The sequence below is a fragment of the Pseudomonas sp. MF08817 genome (genome assembly GCF_059862705.1).
Window position 1 is genome coordinate 52,879 of record NZ_JCBCUY010000024.1, and the last position, 15,321, is coordinate 68,199.

Sequence of the window (15,321 nt, forward strand, 5' to 3'; positions counted from 1 at the left end):
GGCCGGGGGCCCCTGCCTGTCCGAACGGATAGCTTAGTCCTGATTTTCGCCACGCTCGCGGGCAATGGCGCGGTAGCCGATGTCCTTGCGATAGAAGCAGCCCTGCCAGTCAACCTTGGCGGCCAAGGCGTAGGCTTGTTGCTGGGCGGCATCGACGCTTTGGCCCAGGGCGGTGGCGCACAGTACGCGGCCGCCAGCGGTAACGACCTGACCGTCCTTGAGCGCGGTGCCTGCGTGGAAGATCTTGCCTTGCAGTGCCGCCGCCGCGTCCAGGCCTTCGATGGCCACGCCTTTGGCGTAGTCACCGGGGTAGCCGCCCGCCGCCAACACGACGCCGACGCTCGGGCGCGGGTCCCATTGCGCTTCGACCTTGTCCAGGGCTTGCGCCAGGGCGGCTTCGACCAGCAGCACCAGGCTCGATTGCAGGCGCAGCATCACCGGTTGGGTTTCCGGGTCGCCGAAGCGGCAGTTGAACTCGATGACTTTCGGGTTGCCGGCCTTGTCGATCATCAGGCCCGCGTACAGGAAACCGGTGTAGACGTTGCCTTCCTCGGCCATGCCGCGCACGGTCGGCCAGATCACCAGGTCCATGACCCGCTGATGGACTTGGGCTGTGACCACCGGGGCCGGGGAGTAGGCACCCATGCCACCGGTGTTGGGGCCGGTGTCGCCGTCGCCGACGCGCTTGTGGTCCTGGCTGGTGGCCATGGGCAGCACGTTCTTGCCATCGACCATGACGATGAAGCTGGCTTCTTCGCCATCGAGGAATTCTTCGATAACTACCCGCGAACCTGCCTCGCCAAAGGCGTTGCCGGCGAGCATGTCGCGCACGGCGTCCTCGGCTTCAGCCAAAGTCATGGCGACGATCACGCCTTTGCCGGCCGCCAGGCCATCGGCCTTGATGACGATGGGCGCACCTTTTTCACGCAGGTAAGCCAGGGCCGGCTCGATTTCGGTGAAATTCTGGTAGTCGGCGGTGGGGATCTTGTGGCGTGCCAGGAAGTCCTTGGTGAACGCCTTCGAGCCTTCGAGCTGGGCGGCGCCAGCGGTCGGGCCGAAGCAATCCAGGCCACGGCTGCGGAACAGGTCAACCACGCCGGCCACCAGCGGTACTTCCGGGCCAACGATGGTCAGGGAAACGTTCTTCTGCGCGAAATCCGCCAGTTGTTCCAGGGCCAACACGTCGATGGCGACGTTCTCGCACTTGGCTTCAATGGCCGTGCCGGCGTTGCCGGGGGCGACGAATACTTTCTGGACGCGAGGGTCCTGGGCGACTTTCCACGCCAGGGCGTGTTCACGGCCACCGCTGCCAATAATAAGGACGTTCAAGTCAGACTCCTTTGGAGGACATTGCGAGATGCAAGCTGCAAGTCAAAAGCTGCAAGTTTAAAAGCGCTGAGTCAGCGTGCAATTTTCTAAGTTTTAGGGCTGCAAGCGGCAAGTTAAGGGCGACGCGGGTCTGCTCAAACTTGCCGCTTGTGGCTAAAAACCGGCCACTGCCTTAATGGCGGAAGTGGCGCATACCGGTGAAGACCATGGCAATGCCCGCTTCGTCAGCGGCAGCGATCACTTCTGCATCACGCATCGAGCCACCTGGCTGGATCACGGCGGTGATGCCGGCCTTGGCCGCGTTGTCGATGCCATCGCGGAACGGGAAGAACGCGTCCGACGCCATCACTGCGCCCTGCACTTGCAGGCCGGCGTGTTCGGCCTTGATCGCGGCGATGCGCGCGGAGTTCACGCGGCTCATCTGGCCCGCGCCGACGCCGATGGTCTGGCGGTTCTTGGCGTAGACGATGGCGTTGGACTTGACGTACTTGGCCACTTTCCAGGCGAAGATCAGGTCATGGATTTCCTGTTCGGTCGGCGCGCGCTGGGTGACCACTTTCAGGTCTTCGCTGCCGATCATGCCGATGTCGCGGCTCTGGACCAGCAGGCCACCGTTGACGCGCTTGAAGTCCCAGGCTGCGGCACGTTCAGCCGCCCACTGGCCGCACGCCAGCAGGCGCACGTTGGCCTTGGCGGCGACGATGGCGCGGGCTTCGGCGCTGACGCTCGGGGCAATGATAACTTCGACGAACTGACGCTCGACGATGGCCTTGGCCGTTTCGGCGTCCAGTTCACGGTTGAAGGCGATGATGCCGCCGAACGCCGACTCGGTGTCGGTGGCGTAGGCCAGTTCGTAGGCCTGGCGGATGCCGCCCTCGTCGTCCGGGCTCACCGCAACACCGCACGGGTTGGCGTGCTTGACGATGACGCAGGCAGGTTTGACGAAGCTCTTGACGCATTCCAGCGCGGCGTCGGTGTCGGCCACGTTGTTGAACGACAGTTCCTTGCCTTGCAGTTGGGTCGCGGTGGCGATGCCCACTTCGGCAGGCTTGGCTTCCACGTAGAACGCCGCGCTCTGGTGCGGGTTCTCGCCGTAGCGCATTTCCTGGGCCTTGATGAACTGGCTGTTGAAGGTGCGCGGGAACTGGCTGCGGCCTTCGGTGGACAGGGTCTGCGCCGCCTGGTCCACGGTGCCCATGTAGTTGGCGATCATGCCGTCGTAGGCGGCGGTGTGCTCGAAGGCCTTGAGCATCAGGTCGAAACGCTGGGCGTAGGTCAGGCCACCGGCCTTGAGGCTTTGCAGCACCTGAGCGTAGTCGCTGGCGTTGACCACGATGGCCACGTCTTTATGGTTCTTGGCCGCCGAGCGGACCATGGTCGGGCCGCCGATGTCGATGTTCTCGATGGCGGTCGGCAGGTCGCAGCCGGGCTTGTTGATGGTGGCTTCGAACGGATAGAGGTTGACCGCCACCAGGTCGATTGGCTTGATGCCGTGCTCGCTCATGATGGCGTCGTCGATACCGCGACGGCCGAGGATGCCGCCGTGGATTTTCGGGTGCAGGGTCTTGACGCGACCGTCCATCATTTCTGCAAACCCGGTGTAATCCGCGACTTCCACTGCGGCCACGCCGTTGTCCCGCAGCAGCTTGAATGTCCCGCCGGTGGAGAGGATCTCGACGCCCAGGGCTTCCAGCTCACGGGCGAATTCGAGGATCCCGGTCTTGTCGGAAACGCTTATCAAGGCGCGGCGGATCGGCAGGCGGGTAGTCTGGTCGGTCATCTCAATTTCCATCAAAAGCAAAGGAGTCAGCAAAAAAGGCGACCGGTTTGACCCGTTCGCCTTTCTGGTTTGATTGAATGCTTACAACAAATCGTACTGCTTGAGTTTCTTGCGCAAGGTGCCTCGGTTGAGCCCCAGCAGTTCGCTGGCCTTGGTCTGGTTGCCCTTGACGTAGTTCATCACGCTTTCGAGCAGCGGCGCCTCGACTTCGGAGAGCACCAGGTTGTACACATCCGTGACGGCCGCGCCCTCAAGGTGGGCGAAATAATTGTGCAGCGCCTTCTCGACACTCCCGCGCAGGGTCTGGCCCTCTTCGCTGGGTGTGTTGAGGTGCTGTTTCAAATTCACGTTGTCGCTCACGGGTGTTGTTCCACTCACTAAAGTCTCGGTCATCATCGTCATGCGGCCACCCCTTCTCCGTCCCCTGTCGCCAGGCTCTTGTAACGCTCGGCGAAGAACGCCTGAACGTTGGCGCATTGTGCTTCCGTATCATCCAAACGATTGAAGTGGGCGCGAAACTCCCTGGCGCCCGGCAGGGTTGCGAGATACCAGCCGACATGCTTGCGCGCAATGCGTACACCCATGACATCCCCGTAAAAGGCATGCAGTGCGGCCAGATGCTCAAGCAGAATACGTTCCACCTCGAACAGCTGCGGTGCCGGCAGGATTTGCCCGGTACGCAGATAGTGTTCGATTTCACGAAAAATCCATGGCCGCCCCTGGGCGGCCCGGCCGATCAACAGACCGTCGGCACCGGTGGCATCCAGAACCTGGCGCGCCTTGTGGGCCGAGTCGATGTCGCCATTGGCAAAGACCGGGATCGACACGGCCTGCTTGATCGCGGCGATGGTGTCGTACTCGGCTTCACCGGTATACAGGTCGGCGCGGGTGCGGCCATGCACCGCCAGTGCCGTGATGCCTGCCTGTTCGGCGATCTTCGCCACCGTCAGGCCATTCTTGTTCGCCCGGTCCCAGCCCGTGCGGATCTTCAACGTCACTGGCACATCGACCGCCGCCACCACGGCGTGCAGGATCTCGGTGACCAGCGCTTCATCCTTCAACAACGCGGAGCCGGCGGCCTTGTTGCAGACCTTCTTCGCCGGGCAACCCATGTTGATGTCAATAATCTGGGCCCCCAACTCGACGTTGGCCCGGGCCGCGTCCGCGAGCATCTGTGCATCGCCGCCGGCGATCTGCACCGAGCGGGGCTCGGGATCGCCTTCGTGGATCATGCGCAGACGGGATTTGCGGGTGTTCCACAAACTCATGTCGCTGGTGACCATTTCCGAGACTACAAGACCGGCGCCCAAACGCTTGCACAGCTGACGAAAGGGCTGGTCGGTGACGCCCGCCATGGGGGCGAGGATCAAGCCGTTGTGCAATGTGTATGGGCCGATGCGTACCGCCGACATAGGACTTCCCTGTTGTGGGGCCGGATCATGAGACTACGAAAAAGGGTTGGCATGATACCCGCTCTCGATGACTGGTTAAAGGCGCAATTGGATAAAATCTGAGCAGTTATTGCGTTATCGCCAGCGGTTTGGTTGGCGGATCAGCCAGTCAGAAAACCGCCGTCAATGGGCGGTCGGGCTTGTGGGCTGAACCGTTTTATTCGGGCGAATGAAAGCTGAGGCTGTAATTGACGGCCTTGGTACCGGGGTCAAGGATGTCCAGGGCGATGTGGATGGGCGTTTGCGGCGGCATTTCCGCTACGCCTTCGAGGTCGCCGCCCAGGTATTCCGCCGGCTTGAAGCGCCGGCTGGCGATCAAGTGGCCGTTCAGGTCGGCGAAGCGTAGCTCCAGCAGCGGAAAAGGTTGGGAAAACGGTGCGCGGTTGTAGATGATCGCGTCCACCACCAGAGCACCGCTGAAGTCCGGGTGGCTGCGCACCACCAGGTTGCTGCTCTTGATGCGGGCGATATCGACCTTGGACGGCACGGTGCAGCCGATTTGCGGGCACAGTTGCTGGAACCACGGGCGGTACTGATCCTGGCGCGCCAGTTCTTCAAAGTGGTAGGCGATGTACTGCCCGGCCAGTGCGCCGGCGGCGAGCAGGATCAGCAGGCCCCAGAGTAGACGGCGGCCCCAGGGCGAGCGGCGTTTTTGCGAGTCCAGGTGCAGCGGGTCGTCTTCCAGGTCCTGGAGGATTTCTTCGTGCATGGGCGGTTCGCTGCGTTCGCGTTTTTTGCGCGGTGCGGCAGGTTGCGGCGTGGCTTCGTCGAGGTCGTCGGCCGCGGACAGGCGTTCGTGGCGCGGTGCGGCTTGCTGCTCCAGGCGCAAGGGCGGGGCCGGTGGGGCGTCGTCCAGGTCGAGGGTGGAGAAGGACAGCGAGGGTTCGGTGCGCTCGGCCTTGGCCGGGGCTTCTTCGATGTCGTCGGCCAGGGGTGGCTCTGCGCTGACCGGCGGCTCGTCATTCAGGGCCCGGTCGGCGGCCGATTCGCTGAACAGGCTGTCGGACCACTGTTCTTCTTCGCCGGCCTGGCTGTCGCGGCTGGCGCTCAGGCTGTCTTCGCGGGGTTTGCTGGCGTCGGTGATGGGCTGGATTTCCCGCTGTTCGAGGCGGGCGAGCTCCTTGTCGAGGTCGAGGCTGTCCAAGTCCAGCTCGGTGGCGCTCCATTGCTTTTGGCTGATGGCGCGCGGCACTGGCGGTTGGGCGGCAGCGGGCGGCTGCACTTGCTTGCCCCGTTGCTCCAGCAATTGCTTGGCCGCGTTGAACACTTGCAGGCAGGAGCCGCAGCGCACCACACCACGGGCCACGCTCAATTGGCCGTGGCTGACGCGAAAACGGGTCTGGCAGTGGGGGCACTGGGTGACGAAGCTGTCGCTCATGCGGCTATCCGGTTCGGGCGGGCGGCCATTTTAGCGCCGACGCCCGCTAATGCGCACCCAGCCGTCGCGATTGGCGATGGGGTCGAGGTCGAAGTCCTGGGCGTAGGCGGCGGCCACTTCTTCGCCCTGCTCGGCGAGGATGCCCGACAGCGCGAGGCGCCCGCCCGGCTTGACCAGGCTCGACAGCTGTGGCGCCAGGGCCACCAGCGGGCCGGCGAGGATGTTGGCCACCAGCACGTCGGCCTGGGTTTGCGGCAGGTCCTGGGGCAAGTACAGCGGGAACAGCGCTTCGGCGATGTGGTTGCGCCCGGCGTTGTCGCGGGACGCTTCCAGGGCCTGCACGTCGATGTCGGTGCCCACGGCTTGCTTGGCGCCCAGCAGCAGCGCGGCGATGGCGAGGATGCCGGAGCCGCAGCCGAAGTCCAGCACGTCGCAGCCTTTGAGGTCCTGGCCGTCGAGCCATTCCAGGCACAGCGCAGTGGTGGGGTGGGTGCCGGTGCCGAAGGCCAGGCCCGGGTCGAGCAGCAGGTTCACCGCCTCAGGCTCGGGGGCCGCGTGCCAGCTCGGCACGATCCACAGGCGCTGGCCGAAACGCATGGGTTGGAAGTTGTCCATCCAACTGCGCTCCCAATCCTGGTCGGCGATGATTTCGCTGTGATGCTCGGGCAACGGGCCGCCGGTCAGCAGTTCCATGTGGGCCAGGACGCTGTCGGCGTCGGTGCCGTCCTCGAACAGGGCCAGCAGATGGGTGTGGGACCACAGCGGCGTGGTGTTGAGCTCGGGCTCGAAGATCGGTTGGTCTTCGGCGTCCATGAAGGTCACCGATACGGCGCCCACTTCCAGGAACGCGTCTTCGTAGGTTTCGGCTTGTTCTGGGCTGATGGCCAGACGGACTTGCAGCCAAGGCATGGCGGGCACCTTTGAAAAATGAGGGTGCAGCCGGGTGCGGCTGCGAAAGCGCGCAAGTTTACGCCAGCGGGGGGCAGAAAACGAATCCTGGCATCAAGGTATGAGGTGCGGCAGATCCTGTGTGGGGGCTGGCGGGCTTGCGAGGGCGTAATGGCCGTCGATAAATGCCGGGCTGAACCACCGCCATCGCGGGCAAGCCCGCTGCCACAGAGGAGCAGTGCAGATGCGACAAAGCCGCCCGTAGGCGGCTTTGTCGTAGTGCGGCGGGCCTTAGTGTTGCGCGGCCAGCTTGTGCTCCAGGTAGTGAATGTTGACTCCGCCTTTGCAGAAGCCTTCATCACGAACCAGGTCACGGTGCAGCGGGATGTTGGTCTTGATCCCGTCGACCACGATTTCGTCCAGGGCATTGCGCATGCGTGCCATGGCTTCGTCGCGGCTGGCGCCGTAGGTGATGAGCTTGCCGATCAACGAATCGTAGTTCGGCGGCACTGCATAACCGCTGTACAGGTGCGAGTCGACCCGCACGCCGTTGCCGCCCGGGGCGTGGAAGTGCTTGACCGTGCCTGGGCTTGGCATGAAGGTTTTCGGGTCTTCGGCGTTGATCCGGCATTCCAGCGAGTGACCGCGGATTACCACGTCATCCTGGGTGAACGACAGCTTGTTGCCAGCGGCGATGCTCAGCATCTCCTTGACGATGTCGATGCCGGTGACCATTTCCGATACCGGGTGCTCGACCTGGACGCGGGTGTTCATCTCGATGAAGTAGAAGCGGCCGTTCTCGTAGAGGAACTCGAACGTGCCGGCGCCACGGTAGCCAATGTCGATGCAGGCCTTGACGCAGCGTGCAAAGACTTCCTGGCGCGCCGTCTCGTCGATGCCCGGTGCCGGGGCTTCTTCAAGGACCTTCTGGTGGCGGCGTTGCAGCGAGCAATCGCGGTCGCCCAGATGGATGGCGTGGCCCTGGCCGTCGGAAAGCACCTGGACTTCCACATGGCGTGGGTTGGTCAGGAATTTTTCCAGGTAGACCATCGGGTTGCCGAACGCTGCGCCCGCTTCGGAGCGGGTCAGTTTCGCCGAGGAGATCAGGTCTTCTTCTTTATGCACCACGCGCATGCCACGGCCACCGCCGCCGCCAGCGGCTTTGATGATGACCGGGTAGCCCACTTCACGGCCAATGCGCAGGGCGGTTTCTTCGTCCTCCGGCAGCGGGCCGTCGGAACCCGGAACCGTCGGCACGCCGGCAGCGATCATGGCGTGCTTGGCCGATACCTTGTCGCCCATCAGGCGGATGGTGTCGGCTTTGGGGCCGATGAAGGCGAAACCGGAGTTCTCGACCTGTTCGGCGAAGTCGGCGTTTTCCGCGAGGAAACCGTAGCCGGGGTGAATGGCGGTGGCGCCGGTCACTTCGGCGGCCGCGATGATCGCCGGGATGTGCAGGTAGGACTGGGCCGCTTGTGCCGGGCCAATGCACACCGACTCGTCGGCCAGACCCAGGTGCATCAGCTCCTTGTCGGCCTTGGAGTACACGGCGACTGTCTTGATGCCCATCTCTTTGCAGGCGCGCAGGATCCGCAGGGCGATTTCACCGCGGTTGGCGATCAGGACTTTTTCCAACTTCGCAGGTTTGTGCATCAAAGAATCTCCGCGGCTCAAACGATGGTGAACAGCGGTTGGTCGTACTCAACCGGCTGGCCGTCTTCAACGAGGATGGATTCGATCACACCGCTGGTTTCAGCTTCGATGTGGTTCATCATCTTCATGGCTTCGACGATGCACAGGGTGTCGCCTTTCTTCACGCTCTGCCCGACTTCAACGAAGGACGGCGAAGTAGGCGAGGATTTGCGATAGAAAGTGCCCACCATCGGCGAGCGGGCCACGGTGCCGTTGAGCACGGGGGCGGTAGGCGCGGCAGGCGCAGCGGCGGCTACCGGGGCAGCAGCAGGTGCGGCGGCCGGCGCGGCCATTGGGGCTGGCGCGTAGTATTGCTGTTGCGGGGTCTTGCTGTTACGGCTGATGCGAACGGACTCTTCGCCTTCTTTTATTTCCAACTCGTCGATGCCGGATTCTTCCAGCAGTTCGATCAACTTCTTAACTTTACGAATATCCATGAATCGTCAACTCCCAAGGGTCGGTCAGGGGCGTTTAGCTTGTTGTTCAAGCTGTTCCAGGGCGGCCTCCAGGGCCAGTCGATAACCGCTGGCGCCAAGGCCGCAGATCACTCCGACTGCAACGTCTGAGAAGTAGGAGTGATGGCGGAAAGGTTCGCGTTTGTGCACGTTAGACAAATGCACTTCGATGAATGGGATGCTCACCGCTAGCAGCGCGTCACGTAATGCGACGCTTGTGTGCGTAAAAGCTGCGGGATTAATCACAATGAAGTCCACGCCTTCATCGCGGGCGGCGTGGATGCGGTCGATCAATTCGTACTCGGCGTTGCTTTGCAGGTACAGCAGGTGATGGCCGGCATTGCGGGCGCGCTGCTCCAGATCCTGATTGATCTGCGCCAGGGTGGTTGCCCCGTAGACGCCCGGTTCGCGGGTGCCGAGCAGGTTCAGGTTGGGGCCATGCAGCACCAGTAGGGTCGCCATCTGCTGTTCCTTGTTATCGATGTGCAGTTGTCAGAACCCGGCGACTATGCCGCAAAGCCTTTGTGACTGTCCAGTTCCCTGCAATAGCCAGCACGATGAGCGATGTTCGCGCGAGATATGTGACCCGCAGCGCGCTTGTGGTCAGTGTGGGACGGATCTTGCCGGCCCGCAGGCTGCCCCGCCGAGCAGGCTCGGTTCTACAAAATCCCTGCACAACAGCGGCCGGGCGCTACACCCGAAACGCCTGCACCGCCGTATTGAGCTGCCCGCCCAGGGCCAGGAGGTGGTCGCCTTGCTCGCGGCCTTCGCCGATGCGCAGCAGGTTGTCGCCGCCCAGTAGATGGATGCGCTCGCTGTGGTCGCGGATTTCGCTCACCGCACCGCTTTGTTGTGCGGTGACGTCGGCGATGCGCACGGCGGTGTCGGCGATGGTCTGGATCGCACCGACGATTTCGTCCAGTGCGCCGTCGGCGGCCTGGGCCTGGTTGGCGGTGGCTTCGGCGTGTTCAACCTGGGCGCGCATGCCTTCCACCGACTGGCGCGCGGCCAGTTGCAGGCCGGCGATCAGGGTCTGGATCTCGGCGGTGGCGCCCGCGGTGCGCTGGGCGAGGGTGCGCACCTCTTCGGCGACCACCGCAAACCCGCGGCCCATCTCGCCGGCGCGGGCCGCTTCGATGGCCGCGTTGAGGGCCAGCAGGTTGGTCTGGTCAGCGATCGAGCGGATCACCGTGAGCACGCCGCCAATGGTGGCCGACTCTTCGGCCAGGTGTTCGATCATTTGTGCATTGCCCTGCACTTCGCCCACCAGGGCGTGCAGCCCGGTCAGGCTCTGGCCGATGACTTTCTGCCCGTGTTCCACCGCCAGCCCCGCGTGGCGGCTGGCGTCGGCGGCCTGGCTGGCGTCGCCGGCTACTTGCACGATGGTGGCTTCCAACTCGCCGAGTGCATCGCGGATTTGCGCGGTGTCCCCGGCCTGGCGCTCGGCGCCGCCGTGCAGGCCGCTGCTCAACTCGGCCAGGGCATGGCTGCTGGCCGCCACTTGCTCGGCGTTGAGGCGGATGGTGCCCACCAGGTCCACCAGATAGGCGCGCAGGCGATTGAGGGATGCTTCGATGTCATGCAGTTCGCGGTTGGTGGGGCCCAATTTGATGTCGCGGCTGAAATCGCCCTCGGCCCAGGTGGACAGGGCCGGCGCCAGGTTGGTCAGGACGCGGGCGAGGCGGCGTTGCAAGGTGTCGATCAACAGTGCGATCAGCAGGATCAGGCCGATCATCAGGCCTTGGATCAGCCGCACTTCGCTTTGTATCTGCCCGTGTTGGGCGCGCACGGTGGGTTCGAGGCCGGCGATGGCGAGCTGCACGGTGCTGATTTTTTGCCGCGTGGCGGCGCCCAGGCCAGCCCGTTGTTCGATTTGGCTGCGGGTGCGGGCCAATTCCGCCGGGTAACGGGCGAGCAAGCTATTGAGTTCACGTTTGAGGCCGATCCCTGCATCTTCAGCGACCTTCTGTTCATTGCTTTCCAGCCCCATCAGCGCTGCGAAGTCGTTGCTGTTGGAGTCGCTGCTGGCAGCGACGCCGAGCAAGGGGAGGGCGTCGAGGCGTTCGGCCTGGGCGCGGATGTTGTCCACTTCGCGCTCGACGTCGGCGGCCAGTTCGGCGCGCCCGCTGCTGACCAGTTTTTCCCGGGCCAGGGACAGGGTGGTGAGGTGCTGGGAGGCGTTGAACAGCAGCGGCAAGTAGCCCGACGCGGCAGGGTTGGCGCCGGCGCCGCTGGCGTACTGGTTCAGTTGCTCGACACTGGCCGCCAATTCGCGCTCGGCTTGCAACAGCAAGGCTTGCGGGTCGCCGGCCAGTTTGCCGGCGGCCAACAGGTCGGTTTTGCTGAAGTCGATGAGTTCGCTCAGGCTCGGGCGCACGCGCTCGGCCAGGTCGGCGGGCATAGCCGCCAGCTCCTGCTGCAAGGCATCCATGGCCTGGCTGGCGCTGCTCAAGCGCAGGGCGTCGCCGTTGGCCAGGTAGTCTTCGATGTTGCGCGCCACTTGGTTCTGGAACTGCTGCGACAGGCCCAGGTAGCGCTCCATCAGCAGGTAGGGGCGCTCCAGCGCCCGCTGCGACCACCACAGGGTGGCGGCCAGGGCCAGGCAGACGGCAACCAGCAGGAGGGTGTTGAGATTGGTCAAACGCTTGAGGCGCATCTAAGTCTCTACCAGTGACAGAGGTAAGCGCCTGAATTTATTGCGTTTGTGTTACGGGGTTGTGACGGCTTCGGTGGATTCCGGTGAAAAGATGGCACTTTGCTTTGATTGCTGGGCCGCTTGTACCCGGTTGCGCCCGGCATCTTTGGCGCGGTACAGCGCTTCGTCGGCCTGGCTGGCCATCATCAGGCTGTCAGAGCCTTCGCGCAGTTCCACCACCCCGGCGCTAAAGGTGCACCACAAATCCTGGGGCTGGGCCGGGTAGTGAATTTCGGCAAAGCGCTGGCGGATTTGGTCGAGCACCTTGTAGGCCGATTCAACGTCTGTGTCGGGCATCACAATGGCGAATTCTTCGCCGCCGTAGCGCCCGATGAAGTCGGTCTTGCGCAGCCGCTGCTTCAAAAACAGCGCCAGGCTCTTGATAACGCGGTCGCCCATGGGGTGGCCGTGGCTGTCGTTGACCCGTTTGAAGTGGTCGATGTCGAGCATGGCAAAGCTCAGCGGCTTGTTCTCGCGCCGCGCACGGAAGCTGCAGTCTTCGAGCAATTGCAGGATGTGGGTGTGGTTGTACAGCCCGGTCAGGCTGTCGCGCACCATGCGCGCCTTGAGGTGGCGGGCGCGGGCGGCGCGGTTGCGCACGGTGGTAATCAGGTGGCGCGGCTTGATCGGCTTGGTGAGGAAGTCGTCGCCGCCCTCGCTCATGGCGTCGAGCTGCTTGTCCAGGTCGTCTTCGGCCGACAGGTAGATGATCGGCACGCTGACGTAGCGGTCGTTGTGGCGGATCACCTTGGCCAGTTCCGTGCCGGTGCAGGCCGGCATGTACATGTCGAGGATTATCAGGTCGGGCTGGAAGTCCGCCAGTTCGGCCATGGCCTGGATCGGCTCGATCAGGGTGCGGGTGACGATCCCGGCGCTGTTGAGCAGGCGCTCGGTGTGCAGGGCCTGGGCGCGGGAGTCATCGATAATCAGCACTTTATAAGGCTCGTACTGGGCGACGCAGGTCAGCACCTCGATTTTTTCCAGCAGGCTGGAGGCCTCCAGGGTGCCGGTCAAAAACTCCTGGCCCCCGGCCCGCACCGCCGCCAGGCGTGTGGGGGTGTCGGTTTCGTGCAGGCTGAAAAACAGCAGCGGCAGCTTGTGCTCCAGGCCTTCCTGGGCTTCGGCGGCCAGTACCAGGCCCATGCCCGGGCCGCAGAAATCCACGTCCATGACGATGGCCGCCGGCAGGCGTTCGACCAGAGAGGCGCGGAACGCCTCGATGCTATCCAGGGACTGGGCGCTGAGGCCGAAGAATTCCAGTTGCTTGGCCAGCCGCTCGGCGCGGTCGTGGTCTTGCAGCATCACGTAGATGGGTTTGCGCAGCGGCGGCAGGAAGGTTTGCTCGAACTGGTCGCCGTGACGCAGGCCAGTGCGCGACAGGCGTTGCATCAGGCGATTGAGGTCGGTGATGAGTTCACTGCTTAAGCGCCCGCGGTTGGCGTCCACCGCTTGCAGCGCCTGGCTGATGCTGCGGGCCAGCACCGTGTGCTCGGGTTGCTCGAAGCGTTCGGCAAAACGCAGCAGGCGCAGGTTGGCTTCGCCCAACTCCGACAGGTCGACGTTGGACCACTCACTGCGTTGCAGGCGCTGCCATATCTCAAGTATCTGACGTGCCTGATGAATTACCCGCTGGGCAAAGTGGTGCTTGAGGCGCTCGCGGCTGGGGTCTTCTGGCTCGGTCATATCCTGACTACTAGTTAGGCTGCATGCTGAGGTCGACTGGTGGCTCTATGCTAGCACCTCTTTTCAGTGGGATGAGTGTCGTACGTCAATAATCTGCTGGGTGGCACGATTCAGTTTTTGACCGCTGGGTCAATTTGCCTTCTTCAGCGCGTTGGCGCAGATAGTTGGGGTTTAAACCAATCGCCGGTGCCGGTAAAAGGCACGTTGTTGTAAGGTTGCGGTCGAACCGATGAATCCCCAGATCTGAAAGGACATAGCCATGCTGGACTGGAAGAACCGCGCAGGTAGCGCGCCTGAACATGCCGCGCAACCCAAGTCGGCGACCCGCAGCTATTTTGGTGGGCTGTTGTTCAGCCGCGCGTTGGCGACGTTGGTCGGCCTGTATTTATTGGTGGCCATTGCCTTGGGTTGGTACTGGAGCCAGGAGCCGGCGCTGTTCCCGGTGCAGCAAAACGCCCAGGTGGCGGCCGAGAAAGAAGGCAAGCCGATGGTCATCGGCTACACCACGGTGGAAACCCTCAAGACCGTAGCTGGCACGTTGCTCAGCAAGCAGGGTGGCTACATTTCCAACGACCGTTTCCCGCCGGGCCTGTGGATGGACAACATGCCGAGCTGGGAATACGGCGTGCTGGTGCAGGTGCGCGACTTGAGCCGCGCCCTGCGTAAAGACTTCGCCCGCTCCCAGTCGCAGTCCGCCGAGGACGCCGACCTGGCCAAGGCCGAGCCGCGTTTCAACTTCGACAACAAGAGCTGGGTGCTGCCGTCCAGCGAGTCCGAATACCAGGAAGGCATCAACTCCCTGAGCCGTTACCAGGCGCGGTTGTCCGACCCGAACCAGAAGGGCGCGCTGTTCTACTCCCGTGCCGACAACCTGAACAACTGGCTGGGCGACGTGGGCACGCGCCTGGGTTCGCTGTCGCAGCGCCTGTCGGCCAGCGTCGGCCGGGTCAAGCTCAACACCGCACTGAAAACCGAGGCGCCGGCGCCGGGGCAGATCCTGCAAGTGGACGAAGAAGTGGTGGAAACGCCATGGATGCAGATCGACAACGTGTTCTACGAGGCCCGTGGCCAGGCTTGGGCCTTGTCCCACTTGCTGCGCGCCATCGAAGTCGATTTCGCCGACGTGCTGGCCAAGAAAAACGCCACGGTCAGCGTGCGCCAGATCATCCGTGAACTGGAGGCGTCCCAGGAGCCGGTGTGGAGCCCGATGATTCTCAACGGCAGCGGCTTCGGCGTGCTGGCCAACCACTCGCTGGTGATGGCCAATTACATTTCCCGGGCCAATGCCGCGGTCATCGACTTGCGTCAGCTGCTGTCCCAGGGCTGAACCATGGTCGATGCGTCCAACGAGGCGGCCCACCGGGCGGCCTCCGATGCCGAAACCATCGCCTGGGTCGACGAGCAGGACAACCTGCTCGGCGCCCTGGTGCGACGTGACTTGCGCGAACGCGGCCTGATCGGGCGCGGTACGTACATCCTGCTGTTCAACTCTGCCGGTGAGCTGTGCGTGCATCAGCGCACCGAGAGCAAAGCCATCTACCCCGCTTATTGGGACGTGGCGGCAGGGGGCATGGTGGCGGCGGGCGAAACCTACGCCGAATCGGCGGCCCGGGAACTGGAAGAAGAGCTGGGCGTGGCCGGTGTCGAGTTGACCGCCCACGACCATTTCTACTTCGAGGACACGGGCAATCGCCTGTGGTGCTCGGCGTTTTCCGCGGTCTGGGACGGCCCGTTGCGCTTGCAGCCCGAGGAAGTGCAGCGGGCTCATTTCCTGCCCATGGACGTGGTGCTGCGCGAGATCAAGGAAAAGCCCTACTGCCCAGACTCCCTGGCGGCATTGCAGCGCTACCTGAAACGACCGCTATAGCCAGACACCCGCGGACCCTCTGCTTAGCGAGTCGCAAAAGTCGCATAAATTTGCGCGAATTGGCTCTTAGCAAGTAGGCAATTTGCCGTTACACTGCGCGACT

General features: G+C 63.5%; 13 protein-coding genes. 2 read left to right on the plus strand and 11 right to left on the minus strand.

All coding sequences use genetic code 11. The annotated features are described in order from the left end of the window. Nucleotides 1–33 precede the first annotated feature (33 nt). The 11 genes from purD to AC19YR_RS16105 form a co-directional block, all read right to left on the minus strand. A complete protein-coding gene (gene purD / locus AC19YR_RS16055; RefSeq protein ID WP_500599217.1) occupies nucleotides 34–1,329 on the minus strand; it encodes a phosphoribosylamine--glycine ligase in 1,296 nt (431 codons plus the stop codon). A 172-nt stretch (nucleotides 1,330–1,501) separates the two neighbouring features. Beyond that, entirely contained in the window at nucleotides 1,502–3,109 is a 1,608-nt protein-coding gene (gene purH / locus AC19YR_RS16060; protein ID WP_095109549.1) for a bifunctional phosphoribosylaminoimidazolecarboxamide formyltransferase/IMP cyclohydrolase, read from the minus strand. A gap of 81 nt (nucleotides 3,110–3,190) precedes the next feature. Beyond that, on the minus strand, nucleotides 3,191–3,511 hold the full coding sequence (gene fis / locus AC19YR_RS16065; protein WP_003186237.1) for a DNA-binding transcriptional regulator Fis: 321 nt from the start codon (nucleotides 3,509–3,511) through the stop codon (nucleotides 3,191–3,193). Then, nucleotides 3,508–4,521: a tRNA dihydrouridine synthase DusB gene (dusB, locus tag AC19YR_RS16070; RefSeq protein ID WP_095109548.1), complete on the minus strand. Its 1,014-nt coding sequence runs from the start codon at nucleotides 4,519–4,521 to the stop codon at nucleotides 3,508–3,510. Before dusB ends, fis begins: the two co-directional genes overlap by 4 nt. Before the next feature lie 196 nt (nucleotides 4,522–4,717). Then, complete coding sequence (locus tag AC19YR_RS16075) at nucleotides 4,718–5,938, minus strand: DUF3426 domain-containing protein (RefSeq protein ID WP_095109547.1); 1,221 nt, start codon at nucleotides 5,936–5,938, stop codon at nucleotides 4,718–4,720. 30 nt (nucleotides 5,939–5,968) lie between these two features. Further along, nucleotides 5,969–6,847, minus strand: coding sequence for a 50S ribosomal protein L11 methyltransferase (gene prmA, locus AC19YR_RS16080; protein ID WP_500599219.1), 879 nt, complete (start codon nucleotides 6,845–6,847; stop codon nucleotides 5,969–5,971). A gap of 270 nt (nucleotides 6,848–7,117) precedes the next feature. Beyond that, a complete protein-coding gene (gene accC, locus AC19YR_RS16085; RefSeq protein ID WP_500599220.1) occupies nucleotides 7,118–8,479 on the minus strand; it encodes an acetyl-CoA carboxylase biotin carboxylase subunit in 1,362 nt (453 codons plus the stop codon). 17 nt (nucleotides 8,480–8,496) lie between these two features. Then, entirely contained in the window at nucleotides 8,497–8,955 is a 459-nt protein-coding gene (gene accB / locus AC19YR_RS16090; RefSeq protein ID WP_095109544.1) for an acetyl-CoA carboxylase biotin carboxyl carrier protein, read from the minus strand. Nucleotides 8,956–8,979: 24 nt separating this feature from the next. After that, a complete protein-coding gene (aroQ, locus tag AC19YR_RS16095) occupies nucleotides 8,980–9,435 on the minus strand; it encodes a type II 3-dehydroquinate dehydratase (RefSeq protein ID WP_095109543.1) in 456 nt (151 codons plus the stop codon). 229 nt (nucleotides 9,436–9,664) lie between these two features. Beyond that, nucleotides 9,665–11,629 (minus strand): methyl-accepting chemotaxis protein, encoded by a 1,965-nt coding sequence (locus AC19YR_RS16100; protein ID WP_095109542.1) that lies wholly within the window; start codon nucleotides 11,627–11,629, stop codon nucleotides 9,665–9,667. Nucleotides 11,630–11,680: 51 nt separating this feature from the next. Beyond that, entirely contained in the window at nucleotides 11,681–13,351 is a 1,671-nt protein-coding gene (locus tag AC19YR_RS16105) for a response regulator (protein ID WP_095109541.1), read from the minus strand. 259 nt (nucleotides 13,352–13,610) lie between these two features. Between AC19YR_RS16105 and AC19YR_RS16110 the strand changes: the two genes are divergently transcribed. Both AC19YR_RS16110 and AC19YR_RS16115 read left to right on the plus strand, forming a co-directional pair. After that, nucleotides 13,611–14,678 carry a DUF2333 family protein gene (locus AC19YR_RS16110; protein WP_095109540.1) on the plus strand — a complete coding sequence of 356 codons (1,068 nt, stop codon included), beginning with the start codon at nucleotides 13,611–13,613 and terminating at the stop codon, nucleotides 14,676–14,678. A 3-nt stretch (nucleotides 14,679–14,681) separates the two neighbouring features. Then, nucleotides 14,682–15,218 carry an NUDIX hydrolase gene (locus AC19YR_RS16115; protein WP_095109539.1) on the plus strand — a complete coding sequence of 179 codons (537 nt, stop codon included), beginning with the start codon at nucleotides 14,682–14,684 and terminating at the stop codon, nucleotides 15,216–15,218. The last annotated feature ends 103 nt before the right edge of the window (nucleotides 15,219–15,321 follow it).